The sequence below is a fragment of the Imperialibacter sp. EC-SDR9 genome, from assembly GCF_902498805.1.
In the GTDB taxonomy this organism is placed as follows: Bacteria; Bacteroidota; Bacteroidia; order Cytophagales; family Cyclobacteriaceae; genus Imperialibacter.
This window is the reverse complement of record NZ_LR701574.1, coordinates 44,486-60,406: the sequence shown is the minus strand read 5'-3', so window position 1 is coordinate 60,406 and position 15,921 is coordinate 44,486. Positions and strand designations below refer to the sequence as shown.

Here is a 15,921-nt window from a genome sequence, read left to right as displayed (position 1 = left end):
CATTTAGAATAAAGCGGAACGCTCTGCCACACTGGTGTGTATCCAAATCCTGGGAGTGCTTACTAAAATATATAGTACTTGTGAATGAAATAGCTAAAATAAATAGTAATTTCACCAAGCATCTAAACGTCGTCATCTTGTACCTGAACGTCCACTCCTACTATAGCTTCAAATACGGCACTATGAGCCCCAACGAGCTCCTTGAAGAAGCCAGAACAAAGGGTGTGTTCACACTGTGCCTGACCGACATCAATTCAACGGCTGGGTGTCTTGAGTTTGTGAGGGAGGCCTCCAAATATGGCATCAGGCCCATTCTGGGGGTTGACTTCAGAAATCACCTTCAGCAGCTCTACGTTGCCATCGCCAGGAACAATGATGGCTTTCAGGAAATAAACGAACACCTTTCAAAGCACCTCAGAGAAGGCTCACCCCCCATTCCCCGAGGTGCGCCTCAAACGTGGCAAAATGTCACCGTCATCTATCCGTGGGAGATTTATAGAAAAAGCCTTCACAACTTGCTTCCTCATGAATGGGTCGGCATCAAACCGCATGAAGTTACCTATCTGCACCTACAGAAAGAGGCACTTCCAAAAGACAAGCTCATCGCATTGCCAACTTCCACATTCAGACACAAGAGAGACTACAACACACATCGGCTTTTAAGAGCCATTGCTGAAAATGCCCTTCTGAGCAAGCTCGAACCCTGGCAAGTGGCCGGAGATGTCGACCGTTTTTACTCACCTGCTGAGCTGGCAACCATCTACAAAGAAACTCCACAACTGCTGCTCAATGCTAAACGAATAGCCGGTGAATCCGGGATATTTTTTGATTTCAGTGACGGCCGACCCCACCAAAACCTAAAAACCTACACCGGCTCCGACGCAAACGACTTTCAGCTCATTTCCAAACTTTGCCAGGACGGTGTCTCCTATCGCTATGGAAAACCCACCCGACAAATTCAGGAGCGCATCAACAAAGAGCTGGAAACTATCCGTGCAAAGGGATTTGTAGCCTACTTTCTTATCAACTGGGACATTCTCCGGTACGCCCGCAGCAAAGACTACTTCTACGTCGGGCGGGGCAGCGGTGCCAACAGCATTGTGGCCTATCTGCTTCACATAACCGACGTGGATCCGATTGAGCTTGATCTCTACTTCGAGCGCTTCATTAACCTTTACAGAACAAATCCTCCAGACTTCGACATCGACTTTTCGTGGAGAGACAGAGAGGATATCACTCAGTACATTTTCAACCGTTTTCCAAACACCGCTCTACTGGCTACCTACAGCACATTCCAATACAAATCGGTGGCCAGGGAGTTAGGAAAGGTGTTTGGGCTTCCCTCCATCGAAATTGAGGAGATGAATACCAGCCGAAAAAGTGGGAAAGTGCCCGATACGCTGGTCCAGAAAATCATGAGCTATAGTCAGCTGATCCACGATTTTCCCAGCCACCTGAGTATCCACGCCGGGGGCATTCTTATCGGTGAAAAACCGATGACGTATTTCACCGCTACTCACCTGCCCCCCAAAGGATTTCCCACCACCATGTTCGACATGGTGCTTGCCGAAGACGTTGGTCTATACAAGTTCGATATCCTAAGCCAGCGTGGCCTGGGCAAAATAAAAGAAGCGATCAATATTATTAGCGAAAACCACCCGACTGATCCAAAAATCGATATTCACGATATCAAAAGATTCAAGCGGGATGAAAGGGTGAAAGAGCTTCTTAGAGAGGGCAAAGCCATCGGCTGCTTTTACGTAGAATCGCCCGCTATGCGGATGCTGCTCAAAAAACTAAAAGTAGAAGACTACCTCGGGTTGGTGGCCGCCAGTTCCATCATACGACCAGGCGTGGCACGGTCGGGCATGATGAGGGAGTACATTCTCCGCTTCCGGTTTCCAGAGCGAAGAAAAGAGGCCCACCCGGTGATGATGGACATTATGCCTGAAACCTACGGTATTATGGTTTATCAGGAAGATGTGATAAAAGTGGCACATATGTTCGCAGGACTGTCGCTGGCCGAGGCAGATGTATTGCGCCGGGGCATGTCCGGCAAGTTTCGATCAAGGGAAGAGTTTCAGGAGGTGAGGGAACGGTTCTTTAACAATTGTTCCGCAAAAGGCTACGAAAGAAAATTGACCGAAGAAGTGTGGCATCAGATTGAGAGCTTCGCCGGCTACGCTTTTTCAAAAGGGCATTCGGCTTCATACGCTGTAGAAAGCTACCAAAGCTTGTTTCTGAAAGCATATTACCCCCTGGAATACATGGTAGCCACTCTCAACAACGGTGGCGGATTCTACAGGCCGGAGCTCTATGCCCACGAAGCCAAAATGCATGGAGCCGTTATCGAAGCTCCCTGCGTGAATCAAAGCGAAAGCCAAACGACGATCAAAGAAAAGACCGTCACCATCGGGCTTAGCTCAGTGAAAGACCTGGAAGTGAACACCATCGAGAGGGTGCTGGGTAGTCGGGCCAAAAAAGGAGCCTTTCTATGTCTGGAAGACCTTGTCAGCAGAACAGGCATTTCGCTGGATCAGCTTGCACTTCTGCTACGAGTTGGCGCCCTTCGCTATACTGGAAAGACTAAACAGCGGCTGCTTTGGGAGTCGCACTATATGTTTGGTAAAATGGGCGGCGGCAAAAGCAAAATGCAAGAGCAGCAGTTGTTCGGACTTCCATCAATCAAAGACTTCGAGCTTCCTGCCTTAACTGTTGACCCCCTGGACAATGCATTTGACGAGCTGGATCTACTCGGCTACCCCCTCTGCGACCCATTTTTGTTATTGCGAGATATTCCCTTTCAGCCGGTCATGGCGTCGCAATTTCCAAACTTTCTCGGGAAGACCGTCACAATGCTGGGCTACCTTATAGCTACAAAAAACACCAGTACTCTCAAGGGGGACGCTATGCACTTTGGCACGTTCATCGATCAGGAAGGCAACTTCATTGACACCACGCACTTTCCACAGGTTGCCAGGAAGTATCCCTTCCGTGGCAAAGGGTTCTACAGATTGACAGGAAAAGTAGTTGACGAATTTGGCTTCTATAGTCTGGAGGTGACGGAAATGGAAAAGGAAGCTTTGCTTTCCAGTATCAAAATGGAAAGTGCATAAAAAAGCCCTGCCGGTATCTCCAGCGGGGCCTTTTTCGACCGAAGTCAAACAATATTAGTTACAGCCAGCAGCATCTTGTGCATCAGCAATTTCTTCTGCCTTCGCATTCTTCTTCAATTGTGTGTACACCGACATTAGGGGCCCCATTACTGAACAGTCTTCAGGCTCAGAAACGTGGGCCGCCTCAAGATAAGGCAATGATTTGGCCAATACCTTATCACCTTCTTCCACCAGCTTACCGCCTTCTTTCTGATAGGTTTTCAAATCCATGGCTCTCGCCTTGTCGTAGTATACTTTGGCTCTGTTCACCCAGATAACGCCGAGGTTGAAGTTCCCAACATAGTTACCAGGCTCGATAGCCAGTGCTTTTTCATAATTTGTCTGAGCTTTAGCTATCAAATCCTGCGTTTCAGCAGCATTTCCCGCTTCCTCAGTGCCCACGCTCAAGTTATCATAAAGAACAGCCAAATTAAGGTAAAGCGAAGCATTGTCTGGCTCCTTTTCAATAGCACCTTTCAGCTTCTCAATGGCCTCGGGGCCTTTTTTCATAGCGATAAGAATGTTGATTTCTTCACGCATGAAGTCCGCATTCTCAGGATAAGCCACCTTCGCTTTTTCAAGAAGTGCCAAAGCCGCAGCATCATTTTTCTTTTCGCTTCTCTCAAGGTACACCATGGTTGAATAGATGTCCTCATTGGCGTCGCCCTGCTCGATCAGTTTGTAATACACAGTCATGGCTTCATCTGTCAACTCAGCCTGTTGAGCCGCCACACCTGCATAAAACAGCGTCAGTGAATCGGTTGGCTTGATAAGAGATGCCTTGTAAAAGTTCTCATACGCACCTTTGTAGTCCTCTTCTCCATAAACTTCTCCGCCTGTATTCAGGTACTTGCTCCAAAAGTCCTCTATTTCGTATTCAGCAAAGTTGTAGTTCACCGAACCTTCCGACTCCATAGCCAATGCTTTTTTGAGTGCTCCCGAAGCCTCAGCAATGGCCTCCTCTGTCCCCATAAGTCCACTGACTGCTGGATCTTCACTCGTTGCTATGGCCTTATAAATTTTCCCTTTTGTAAGAAAGGTCTTACTCTTACTTGCATTCTTTTCAATAGTAACAGCAACATCTATCTCGGCTTTGGCGCCAGCAACATCTCCTTTATTAAGGAGACTTTCAGCCTTCACCACATTGCCTTTTTGAGCATAACTCGCCGTGAACAAAAGCACACCAGCGAGAAGTAACAGCATGTTTTTCATAGTGATAATCTTCTTTTGCAGTTTTAGTTTATTTCCTTTGGTTGGTTCGATTGAACAAATTTACAAATCATTTAGAATTATTCGTCTTGTGGCTCATCGTTATTAGCGTTTTCAGCCTCTGACGCTTCAGAACTTGTGTTTTCGCCGTCGACTTCACCACCCTCTTCCGCTATTTCATCTTCCTCAATGGCTTCAATTTTCTCTACCGAAGCAATCGCATCAGTATCGTTGAGCTTAATAAGTCTCACTCCCTGGGTGTTTCGTCCCATCACTCTCAGCACCTCTACCGAAATCCTGATGGTGATACCCGAACGGTTCACAATCATCAGGTCATCGCTATCCACAACCTCTTTAATAGCCACCAGCGAACCAGTCTTTTCTGTGATGTTGATGGTTTTAACACCTTTTCCTCCACGCTTGGTAATGCGGTAGTCTTCGATTGAAGAACGCTTACCATAGCCCTTTTCAGAAACCACCAACAGGTTGGTGTCCTCCCTTGATACAGCAACCATGCCAACTACTACATCGTCGACTCCTTCTCTGGTAACGCCTTTCACTCCAGTCGCATTCCGTCCCATTGCTCTCACATCTGATTCGTGGAAATGGATTGCCTTTCCTTTGCTCTTGGCGATCACTATATGGTTGTCGCCATTGGTAAGGCTCACGCTTAGCAACTGGTCTCCCTCCACCACGTTGATGGCGTTGATACCGTTTGTTCTTGGCCTTGAGTACGCTTCAAGCGAGGTTTTCTTGATGGTACCTAACTTAGTACACATCATGATGTAGTTATTATTTATATAATCCGCATCAGAAAGATTCTTCACGTTAATAACGGTCCTTACGGAATCACTTGGCTCAATATTAATAAGGTTCTGTATCGCCCTTCCTTTGGTTACTTTACCACCTTCAGGAATTTCATACACTTTCAACCAAAACACTCGTCCCAGCGCCGTGAAAATCAGCAGGTAGTTGTGAGCTGTAGCTACAAAAAGGTGCTCAGGGAAATCATCGTCCTTCATAGTCACTCCTCTCGAGCCAACTCCACCTCTACCCTGTGTCCGGTACTCAACAAGGGGTGTACGCTTGATATAGCCCTGATGTGAAATGGTAATGACCATTTCATCGTCGGCGATCATATCCTCCATGGTGAATTCATCCCCAACCATTTCAATGGCCGTGCGACGCTCATCACCATATCTATCCTTCATTTCGAGGAGCTCGTCTTTGATAATGCCCATACGAAGCTCTTCTTTCTCCAGAATTTCCTTCAGCCTGTCGATCAGCGCCATTACTTCATCGTACTCCTTCTGGATTTTCTCACGCTCCATGCCTGTAAGGCGCTGAAGTCTCATTTCCAGAATGGCCTTGGCTTGTATTTCGCTCAGGCCAAACTTCTCCATCAACCCCGTTTTCGCCGTGTCAGGATCCCTTGATGAGCGAATCAGGTTGATTACTTCGTCCAGATTGTCCAAAGCAATAAGGTAACCCAGCAAGATATGGGCACGCTTTTCAGCCTCATCCAGCTCAAACTGTGTTCTTCGGATCACCACCTCATGCCTGTGTTCAACAAAATAGTGAATCAGGTCTTTGAGGTTGAGCGTTTGCGGACGTCCTTTAACAAGCGCCACATTGTTTACTCCAAATGAAGTCTGAAGCTGAGTATATTTGTACAGCTTGTTGAGTACGATATTGGCAACCGCATCTCTTTTTAGCTCATAAACGATCCTGAAGCCGTCCCTGTCCGATTCGTCACGGATGTCAGATATACCTTCTATCTTCTTTTCGTTTACCAATGCGGCAGTTTTTTCAATCATCGAGGCCTTGTTGACCTGGTAAGGAATTTCCGTAACGATGATTTGCTCTCTGCCAGACGGCATTGCCTCGATTTCAGCTTTGGCACGCATCACCACTCTGCCCCGGCCTGTTTCAAGCGCAGCTCTTACTCCTGAGTAGCCATATATGATGCCCCCGGTTGGGAAATCAGGTGCCTTTACGTACTTGATCAGCTCCTCAACAGTAATCTCTTTGTTGTCGATATAGGCAATAGTGCCATCCACCACCTCACTCAGGTTGTGAGGGGCCATATTGGTAGCCATACCTACGGCAATCCCGCTACTTCCATTCACCAGCAGGTTAGGAAACTTACCGGGTAGCACAGTAGGCTCTTCCAGCGAGTCGTCAAAATTGGGCTGAAAATCAACCGTATTCTTGTTGATGTCTGCAAGCAGTTCTTCTGCAATTCTTTTCAGTCGTGCTTCAGTGTAACGCATGGCCGCCGGTGAATCGCCATCGACACTACCAAAGTTACCCTGACCATCGACCAGCGGATAGCGCAATGACCAATCCTGAGCCATACGTACCATGGTATCGTACACCGACGAGTCACCATGAGGGTGATACTTACCCAGTACCTCACCTACTATTCTCGCCGACTTCTTATATGCCTTGTTGTAGTTCACACCAAGATCAAGCATGCCGAAAAGCACCCTTCTGTGAACCGGTTTAAGACCATCCCTAACGTCGGGAAGTGCCCTGGAAATAATCACCGACATGGAGTAGTCGATGTAGGCACCCCGCATCTCATCTTCAATATTAATTGGGATGATATTTGACTTGTCTTCTTCTGCCATAAATTATGTTCAAACGCTCCGAAAAAACAGAGCGCAAGTTAGTTAAAATTATTGTTGACGACTAAAAAAAATGCAATGGATAAGTGATCATTTTCATGACCTAATAAGGCTCAATTTTATTGCGGTTTTTCCACTTGTAGCGGAAGAGTTTTCTATGGTTTTGCCCCATTTTTGGATTCTGATGTTTTGTGATGGGCTGGCCTCTTACAATTTCGTTGTTGCCATTGTGTGCATGCTTCAACTGAATGGCACAGGAAGGCAAAGGGCAACGCCGGATATCAGGAATATTGATAGAAACACCAGCTTGAATAAAGAACGTTTGCTGCTTATGTGGAATAGCAATACCGGCTTCTTCGAGGTTGGTATTGAATGTGTGGTAGTCAAAAGAGGGCTTCACAATTACCCTGAAATACTCAGAAAGGTTCTTTTCAATTGAAACCCCCAAATTAAAGAAAGCCCCCCGCTGTATCACAGCATAGTCATAAATGGGCTGCTCACCTTTTATTTTACCTCCCCCACGCAAAACGCCTATTTGTGCTTCACCGGCAAAAGAATAGCTCCAGAAATCGTAGAACTTGTAGCCCACCGTGACAAAATACCTTTGGAAGAACACCGGAGACACCTCCGGTTCGAAAGGCCGGATCGTTTCTTTAAAAGCGGTCGGCTTAAAAGAGGTGAAATACTGCCTTTCAAATGTTGCCCCCGCTCCTGCCCGGAAATTCTGATAGTTGAAATGTACAACCACTCCTATGGGGATACTGTGCGACAATGACCTAAACTTCAATGGCATGGTGTCGGTTGCCATACTGAACTCTCTCCTTAGCTCGGGATTGAATACAGGCTCGTCTAAAGGCCTGTATGGCACTTCAAAATAATTTGTCAGATCCAGGGTGTCTCCGTAGGTGCTTCTGTTGAACCAGTTGCTATTGCCTGCTATTACTCCTGTTGGGGCAGGCTCTCCATCAACAATAGGAACGATGATTTGATTGCTTTGCGACTGATAGAAATAAACATTGTTAAGCTCATGGCTGTACATGGCCAGGCCATAACCAGTTGTTCCGGTGATAGAAAACTGATTGAGCATCACCCTCACAGGGTTTCTGTAAAGGTCGCTCGACTTTCGGCGTGGTGGAGGTACAAATCCAGGTTTTTGCCCAAGCGCAGTCTCGGCGCAAAGTATCCATACACCAAAAAGAATAAAAATAAGCTTAAATAACTTCAACCTGTTTAATTTTCCAGCCTTGAAATTAATCAATTTTTAGGAAAAAGCCCCAACTATTGATATTCAACTACAGTTACGACAAAGATTAATGGCGTGTAGGGTGGGATAACTGCCCCGTAGTCAGGAATAATCTGCTTTTCAATCAGTAAATCCTGAAAACCAGCACTATGCGGCACCGTCTGAACGCTCGCTCCATAGGCCATTTCAGACGGGATGAGCAGCTGAGCTTCCTCGCCAAGCCGCATATTGTTCAGCCCTGCTTCCAAACCTGTAATGACTTCATCAGCCCCCATATTCACTTCAAAACCTGATTCGCTGCCGAAAGAGTCGCCGCTAAAGAATTTTCCGGCCCAATTAATCGCTACAGTGCCGCTCGAGGGCACCTCGGCAGCCTGTTTATCTCTTTTTGTCTTGATGATAGAAAGCCCTGAACCAAGATTAATGACAGTATCAGGGTTATTACTGATTTCAAAATCGCTGATGTAGTTGTTGATCAACTGCAGTTCTTTTTGTCTGATTTGATTAGTGCTTTCCTCAGCCACTACTTCTATTTCGATGATGGCAATAGAATTGGCGGGCAGGTCGCCCGACACCTCCAGAGCACCGTAAGCTTTATGCGAAGGAAATATAAAAACATAGCTATCACCGGTGCCGAGTATCTGAAGGGCTTCGTCGAGCCCCGGAGGATAGATTGTTTTGGTATCTCTTTGTGCCTTAATTGGCTCTCCGCTGCTGGCTGTGTGGGAAGCCACAACAACGCCATCTATGTTTTTTACTGTATAGTAAAACGAAATAATATTGGATGAATTGGGAATAGCGTTTCCCTCTACCACAGGAAAATAATAGAAATCCTGATCCGACTTTGTGGCACTGTCTATCTCATTTTCTACCAAATAGTTCTGAATAGTCAAATCCTGGTCTTCAGGAAGCGGTAGCGGCTCATCCTTGTCCTTGCAGCCTGCCAGTCCCATCAACAGCCACACGCCCGCCGCCAACACACAAAGTTTATTCATGGAAATCTTTCTTATGCTAACGAAATGCTATCAGAAATAGTACCAACAATCCAGGGCCCTTTACCCCTTTACCTTGAATGTCAGACAAAACTGCTGAAAAACAGGAATTCTGTGCAAGTCAAGCTTCTGTCCAATATCCAGAAGCCGCTCGTAATCGGTTTTATTCATGGATCTTCGCTGAATAATATGCTCGTCGTCCTGAAGGAAAAAGGAGGAGATAAACCGAATGAGTATATACGGTGTATTCAGCACATTCCTTTTGTACTGGTCGTAGTCGCCGTCGACAACAGCAGCCTCTTTTGTCTTTAGCTTGTCGATATCGAAGGAACTGTTCATCGCTATCTTGAGCACGTCAAAGAACTTCTCCTCCCACTTGGTGTAGTTGTCGAGCAAAAATTTCATGGCATACACAGTGGGGTCCTTTTTGAGAAAATAGCCGCCTTTTGACGCCTTCCTGGCCTTTTTATTCAACGCCAGCTCTTCAAACAGGCTCACACTTCCATTGGCCAGCGCCACCCCCACTGTTGGGGCCAGCATGATAAGCCCGAAGAAATCATGATCACCTATCTCAAGGTAAGGCGCATCAGTCCTGATAAAGTCTTTTTTTAACTTCTGAGTGGCTTCAAGGATGGCCGGAATCTCCATCATTGTCTCAATTTCGAATTCTGTCAACATGAGGTTAGGCGGATATTAAGTGATCCTTTAAATATAGCACTTACTAATTATAAATCACCAGTTGATTTTCAGTAAGCATAAAAAAAGGGCTGATAACAGCCCTTAAGTTTTCATGTTTGACTAGTTACTCCCGCCGGCGTCGGTTTCGCTATCGCCTTCGTCAGTACTTTGCATACTGGCAAGTAGTTCGTCGTATTTTGTTTTAAGTTCAGTGTCGCTTTTCATTGCGTTCCTGACCTTGTTATACAACGCCGCACCCAAATCATCTTTTATCAAGTTCGGATATACTTCCTTAAACTCCGCCACCATGTTATCATACTCATCAAGAATTCCCTGATATGCCGCTTTCTCCTCGTCTGTGGCACTAATTTCAGCTAGCTTTGCATCGTCGCCCCAGGCTTTTTTCAATTCCAGAAACCTTCGGCCCTCGTCCATCAGCTCATTATTCTTGATTACCTCATTGTATCTAACCTGCAGGTCCTCCTTCATTGAGTCAATTTTATTCATCACAGTAGCGTACTGCGTCAGTTCTTCATCGGTTACAGCATCGGCATCTTGTGCAAAAGAGCTTTGAAGGGAAAGGCTAGCTACAAAAGCTAACATCAACATTAACTTCGCTTTCTTCGTCATCGCTTTGAACATTGTATTTATTGGTTTTTGTTAAAACTATAATTTTTTCCAACCTCCAAAAAAGGGAAATCTTGCTTAAATACCAACTCCTAAAGGTATTTATACCCTTATACGACTATGAATGGCGAATGAATGGTGCTAAACTACCAGGTACGGTAAGGATTGGCGGCAGGTATGTCTTCCAACGACTGAAAAACATGAAAGACGGTTTTTCCTTTACGAACGTCGAAAGTAAACTCTTGCTGCTGCGTCCTACCTGTTGCAGAAGCCAGGTTCAATTGCACTTTTTGCTCGCCTTCTGGCAAGGGCACTCTTGAGTAGTAAATAGTGTGTGGGATCGTTTGCCAGTTGCGGGTATCAGCCTTTTCAGTTAGCGCATTAAAAAGTCCGATAGCGGCGCCCAGATCCTGATTCTCGCCTCTTACCGAATATTCCGCAGCCTTTTTTAGCGCAACCCTCAACAGTGACTTACCAAACTCTGCCAGCATGCGTTCCTGCAAGCATTTAAACGCAATGGCGTTGACATCCTCGGCTGCTTCCAGGTTATACTTTTTCCCATTGGCTGACAACGTGGCGCTGTTAAAAAGCACCGGGCGTTCCACATACTTGGGAAATGCTACTCTGAAAAACTCCAGAGCTGCGAGCCCTTGTTTCTTATCTTCTTCGTTGCTTTCCAGGAAGAAAGGGAAGTTAAAGCCGTAATCGCTGTTTGCAAATGTAACCAAACCGCCCTGACCATGAATAACAGAAAAGTTGATCGACCACTCCGCTTTCACCGGCCCCAGTCCATTGTTCCAAAAGAAAACAAGTTCTCCCCCATTCCTTGGCGAAGGCGTAAATTTCATGCCAAATACTTCTTCATAGCGGCGAACTTCGTCACTGAAACCATTCAAATACGCTGTTCTGAGCAGGTCTTCCTTCAGTTGATCGGGAGCACTCATGCCAAATAATTTCTTGTAATCGCCTTCGTAGGTTTCGTAGGCGTTTCTGTAAGCGACGAAAGCGTTGTTAACATCTCCAGATGCCTCATAGATAATGCCCATCAGGTTGTTCACAAACGCATCCTTCTTGTATTTATCTGGGTTCTTATACTTGTCTGAAAGTGTCCCCAACCGGATGTTTAACCTGCGGCACTCCACTAATGCTGATTCATAGTCGCCTAGCTTCAAATAGTTAATAGCCTTGTAATACAGCAGCAACAAATGTTCGTGATCTTCCCCTTTGTACTCTGTCATCGTAGGGTTGGTAAGTAACGAGGCTGCTTCATTGAGGTAATTCATCCGATAGTCCTCACCGAAAATATAGGCTTGCTCAAAGGCTTCGTTGCTGATTTCGTAGTTGCCGAGCAGTGATTGAACGATGCCCTGGTTCAAAAAATACAGGAACCTGGCCTTTCCCTCGGCTGCCTTTTTGTTCTTTTCCAACACTCTTGCTGCCTGCTCCAGGTCACCAGCCTCGAAACTCTGGTTGAACTCATAGTTCATTTGGTAATAGGTTGCACAGGAAGCCAGCAGCAGGCCGCTAAGCAATAAGATTTTGATCGGAAAACGCACAGATATTGTTTTTGAAGAGCTTTTTGAGACTGAGCAGCAAGCAACCGGTACTGTGGAGATATTACTCACCGGCAACCGGATGCTTGTTACCTTATTCTGTTTCGATATTTGAATAGCGTCAGATTAGTTCCTTATGAACTTCTTGATCTCCTTGTCTCCTATCCAAACTTTCTCGTTGGTTTGAAGATTGGCAAGTTCAAGGTCAACTTTGTACAGCACCACTTTTTCTTTATTGTAAGAGTCAACGATAGAATTGATCGTGCCAAACAGCATGAAGTCAGCTCCCAACTCAGCGCCCCACTTCTTCTGGGTTTCTGGCGAAGCAAATTCCTGCTGATCAGCTCTTTCTTCACGCATTTTCTCACGGAAAACAGAATTTTGTACTACTCTGACCATGCCTGAGTTGATGAACTCTCTTTCGATGTCCTTGATAAAAGTTTCAGATTCAATATGCTCGTGGCTTTTGTTGGTAACCAGCCCAACAATTACCACCGGTTTGGCATTCTTTGCTCTGCTAAAGTCTTCTCTCCATGGACGATTGAGCACATCACGAATCATTTCCTCCGCCACAAGTTTGGAATCGGTGTCGTTCCAGCGGCCACTAAGGTCAATTTGCTGATCGGGACTTACCCTGGTAACGGTGCGTTGCGAGCACCCAGCGGCGATGAATAAAACGGCTAAAGAAAAAACAGAAGCTTTAACTATTGATTGCATTCTCATAATTGTTTGTTTGTCTTGTATCACTTATAAAAATAGGCAGAATACCTCAGAATCTACCTGAAAGCTTCACATTCAAAAACCTTGCCGATAATGAATTTGGCACGGCAAATTGTTGATTAAAGACGTCTTTCACCCAGGTGTACGAAATTGTGTTTTCAGCACCGAGCAAATTGAGGATTTCGGCGGTCAGCCAGATGGACTTCAACCCTCCGAAAATTTTACCATCGTTCTTTTTCGAAAACACCTTTGTGAAACCAACGTCAACCCTGTAATACTCATCTCCTTTGAAAAAGTTGCGATATGCTGGATTATTTGGAGCACTAAAGGGCAAACCACTGCCATAGAGGGCACTGACGTAAATTCTTACGCTAGGGTCATTGGGCAAGTAATCCTGAAAGAAGATACCGAGCGTGACACGCTGGTCTGACGGACGGCGAATAAAGCCGAGGGTGTCACCTTCTATGTCCTCAATGGTTCGAAGCAAACCGAGGCTAAACCATGATTCTGTGCCCGGAATAAACTCGCCGTTTACTCTGAAATCAACACCGTAAGCCCACCCTCTGGCCAGGTTGTCGCCAAAGTAACGAAGACGCACATTGTCGATGTCGTAAGGAACCAGGCGATCCAGGTATTTGACATAGGCCTCAGAAAAGAAGACAAAGTCTCTTCCGTTCATTCGGAATGAATAGTCCATGCCAGCCAGGGCATGGTACGACACTTGAGCCTTCAGGTCACGGTTAATAACACCCTGCCTGTTCCGCATTTCCCTGTAAAAAGGTGGCTGCTGATAAACACCTCCTGCCGCTTTAAAGGCTATTTTGCGTGACCAGGTCGGCGTAAACACATATTGCATCCTCGGGCTCACGAGCATCTGTCCGTTTACCGTCCAGTAGGCTGTACGAACACCTGCATTCAGAATATGGATCGAATCTCTCGAAAAGACTGTATGCTGCAAATACGCCGTCACATGGTACCCGTCTACAAGGTTTTCTGCCCAAACCCTGTCGGTGGTGCTGGCATAACCGGAAGAATCCTGAAAGATGTACTCATTCAGCACGTCTTCTATTCTTTCCTTTCTGGCACCAATGCCAGCTTCTGTTAGCTGGAGGTCGTTCCAGCGAGCTGAAAACCGGCTTTCAGTATTCAAAAGCGTCGCCTGCAGCTTGTTGCGGCCGTAGTGGTAATTGCTGCCAACGCCAAGAATCACCACGCAGTCCTTGAACTGGTCGCTAGCCGGGTTGTTGTTCACATCGCAGAGCCTATACGCTCCTTCCACTTCAAAGTATTCTCTCTCAGCAGTATAAACACCTGAAGCAATCACATCCAGATTGAACTTATCATCCCAGGTGTTGCTCCACTTTACGCCCGTTTGATAAATGTCGTAGTCAAGTACCTCTTTACCATCGAAAGCGGCTACCATGCGGAATGACCTGCCAAACGTGCCGAATTCGACTTCCTGTGATTCTGGCTTTGTGAAGTACCTGTTTTGGGCGTAGGAAGCAAGGATTGAAATCTTTTGCTTGTGTGCTTCTGTTTGTTTGCCCAGCTTGATGGAAACAAGAGACTGGAAATCAGCGAAACGAGGCAAGTATTGGCCTTTCACGGAAATCGTGTTGAGCAAATACCGGGAGTTTTTGTAACGAACGCCAGCAGTGTAGTTTACCCGGTCATTTTTGCTCACGCCCTCCACATGGGCTGAGCCACCCAATAGCCCCAGATTGACCGATCCAGCTTGCTCAACGGGGTTTTTATAGCCAACATTAAGCACGGATGACAGCTTATCTCCGTACTTCGACTGCCAGCCACCGGATGAGAAGGTAATTCCCGACACCATGTCGAGGTTGACAAAACCCAGTCCCTCCTGCTGGCCTGCCCTTACCAAAAAAGGTCTGTAGACCGGAATATCATTCACGTACACCAGGTTCTCGTCGAAGTTACCACCTCGGACGGAATAACTGGAAGACAGTTCATTGCTGGCTACCACGCCAGGAAGCGTGGCCAATATCCTCGAAATATCTGCTGTGGCTGCAGGGAAATTTGCCAACTCTTTGCTCGATACACGAAATTCTCCAGCCCTTGGAGGGCCCAGCTCTCTTTTGCCTACCACAGTTACCTGGGCCAGAAGCGTTTTATCTTCATTCAACGTGGCCTGGATAACCAAACTATCGCCTGCGGCAAGGGACACTGGTTTTTGAACTGCCTTATAGCCTACAAAGCTTATTTCAAGCTGATAATTGCCAGGCTCCAGGCATAACAGGAACGTGCCGTCTTTTTCAGCACTGGTTCCTTTAGAAAGGGATGGAACAGATATAGTAGCGCCTTGTAGCGGCACATTCAGGGAATCGAGCACAATGCCCTGGATGCAGGCTTGTTGTGCCCAGATGGCAAAAGAAAAAGCTAAAAAAGTAATGGTAAGTAAGCTCCTGCGCATCAAACGAATTTTTCCTCGCTGGTCACAGTTTTAAGTTGGGCGATTGTTGCCAATGGATCAGATGCACTGAAAACGAAGTTGCCAGCCACCAGAATGTCTGCTCCCGCCTGGCAAAGCTCCTTTGCATTGTTCATGTTTACACCACCATCTATTTCGATCATGGTATGCGTACCGGCGTTGAGAACCATCTCTTTGGCATCTCTCACCTTTTGGAAAGTTCGTTCAATAAACTTCTGACCTCCAAAGCCGGGGTTCACCGACATTAGCAAGATAATATCGGTCAGCTCCATGATATCTTTCAGCACATTTACGGGAGTATGCGGGTTGAGCGCCACACCTGCCTTGCAGCCCAGCTCACGAATTTCCTGTAACACCCTGTGAAGGTTTGGGCAGGCTTCATGATGCACGGAAATCACCTCGGCACCGGTCTCTACACACTGTTTGAAATAACGAGAGGGCTGCTCGATCATTAAATGAAAATCGAGAGGCTTTTTCGTGTGCTTATTGATGGCTGCTGTGACCGGAAACCCGAAGGAGATATTAGGTACAAAGGTACCGTCCATGATGTCGATGTGCAGCCAATCGGCTTTGCTGCTGTTGAGCATTTGCACATCTCGCTGAAGGTTACCAAAGTCGGCGGCAAGTATGGAGGGGGCAATAAGTGGAAAGTTCATGAATAG

Annotated in this window: 11 protein-coding genes; 1 reads left to right on the top strand and 10 read right to left on the bottom strand. The window is 46.4% G+C overall.

The window, feature by feature from the left end; genetic code table 11:
• Nucleotides 1–80 precede the first annotated feature (80 nt).
• Nucleotides 81–3,116, top strand: coding sequence for a DNA polymerase III subunit alpha (locus GC130_RS01725; protein WP_255471483.1), 3,036 nt, complete (start codon nt 81–83; stop codon nt 3,114–3,116).
• 54 nt (nt 3,117–3,170) lie between these two features.
• Here GC130_RS01725 and GC130_RS01720 read toward each other — a convergent pair whose 3' ends face one another.
• The 10 genes from GC130_RS01720 to rpe form a co-directional block, all read right to left on the bottom strand.
• Nucleotides 3,171–4,367, bottom strand: coding sequence for a hypothetical protein (locus tag GC130_RS01720; RefSeq protein ID WP_151996527.1), 1,197 nt, complete (start codon nt 4,365–4,367; stop codon nt 3,171–3,173).
• A 77-nt stretch (nt 4,368–4,444) separates the two neighbouring features.
• Nucleotides 4,445–6,997, bottom strand: a complete 2,553-nt coding sequence (gene gyrA, locus GC130_RS01715; protein ID WP_151996526.1) for a DNA gyrase subunit A — start codon at nt 6,995–6,997, stop codon at nt 4,445–4,447.
• Between the two features lie 100 nt (nt 6,998–7,097).
• On the bottom strand, nt 7,098–8,219 hold the full coding sequence (locus tag GC130_RS01710; RefSeq protein ID WP_151996525.1) for a hypothetical protein: 1,122 nt from the start codon (nt 8,217–8,219) through the stop codon (nt 7,098–7,100).
• 53 nt (nt 8,220–8,272) lie between these two features.
• Nucleotides 8,273–9,232, bottom strand: coding sequence for an FKBP-type peptidyl-prolyl cis-trans isomerase (locus tag GC130_RS01705; protein ID WP_151996524.1), 960 nt, complete (start codon nt 9,230–9,232; stop codon nt 8,273–8,275).
• Between the two features lie 60 nt (nt 9,233–9,292).
• Nucleotides 9,293–9,907: a hypothetical protein gene (locus GC130_RS01700; protein ID WP_151996523.1), complete on the bottom strand. Its 615-nt coding sequence runs from the start codon at nt 9,905–9,907 to the stop codon at nt 9,293–9,295.
• A 120-nt stretch (nt 9,908–10,027) separates the two neighbouring features.
• Nucleotides 10,028–10,549 carry a DUF4168 domain-containing protein gene (locus GC130_RS01695; protein WP_151996522.1) on the bottom strand — a complete coding sequence of 174 codons (522 nt, stop codon included), beginning with the start codon at nt 10,547–10,549 and terminating at the stop codon, nt 10,028–10,030.
• 131 nt (nt 10,550–10,680) lie between these two features.
• A complete protein-coding gene (locus tag GC130_RS01690) occupies nt 10,681–12,090 on the bottom strand; it encodes a COG3014 family protein (protein ID WP_226940361.1) in 1,410 nt (469 codons plus the stop codon).
• Between the two features lie 123 nt (nt 12,091–12,213).
• Nucleotides 12,214–12,804 (bottom strand): penicillin-binding protein activator LpoB, encoded by a 591-nt coding sequence (locus tag GC130_RS01685; RefSeq protein ID WP_151996521.1) that lies wholly within the window; start codon nt 12,802–12,804, stop codon nt 12,214–12,216.
• A 52-nt stretch (nt 12,805–12,856) separates the two neighbouring features.
• A complete protein-coding gene (locus GC130_RS01680; protein WP_151996520.1) occupies nt 12,857–15,241 on the bottom strand; it encodes a TonB-dependent receptor in 2,385 nt (794 codons plus the stop codon).
• The gene (rpe, locus tag GC130_RS01675) at nt 15,241–15,915 is read right to left on the bottom strand and encodes a ribulose-phosphate 3-epimerase (RefSeq protein ID WP_151996519.1); all 675 of its coding nucleotides are present in this window, start codon (nt 15,913–15,915) and stop codon (nt 15,241–15,243) included. Before rpe ends, GC130_RS01680 begins: the two co-directional genes overlap by 1 nt.
• Nucleotides 15,916–15,921 lie beyond the last annotated feature (6 nt).

What these genes read in the sequence shown, in the direction of transcription:
- GC130_RS01720 (WP_151996527.1), bottom strand. Translation starts at nt 4,367, where the DNA reads ATGAAAAACATGCTGTTACTTCTCGCTGGTGTGCTTTTGTTCACGGCG.
- GC130_RS01705 (WP_151996524.1), bottom strand. Translation starts at nt 9,232, where the DNA reads ATGAATAAACTTTGTGTGTTGGCGGCGGGCGTGTGGCTGTTGATGGGA.
- GC130_RS01680 (WP_151996520.1), bottom strand. Translation starts at nt 15,241, where the DNA reads ATGCGCAGGAGCTTACTTACCATTACTTTTTTAGCTTTTTCTTTTGCC.
- GC130_RS01700 (WP_151996523.1), bottom strand. Translation starts at nt 9,907, where the DNA reads ATGTTGACAGAATTCGAAATTGAGACAATGATGGAGATTCCGGCCATC.
- GC130_RS01695 (WP_151996522.1), bottom strand. Translation starts at nt 10,549, where the DNA reads ATGTTCAAAGCGATGACGAAGAAAGCGAAGTTAATGTTGATGTTAGCT.
- rpe (WP_151996519.1), bottom strand. Translation starts at nt 15,915, where the DNA reads ATGAACTTTCCACTTATTGCCCCCTCCATACTTGCCGCCGACTTTGGT.
- GC130_RS01685 (WP_151996521.1), bottom strand. Translation starts at nt 12,804, where the DNA reads ATGCAATCAATAGTTAAAGCTTCTGTTTTTTCTTTAGCCGTTTTATTC.
- gyrA (WP_151996526.1), bottom strand. Translation starts at nt 6,997, where the DNA reads ATGGCAGAAGAAGACAAGTCAAATATCATCCCAATTAATATTGAAGAT.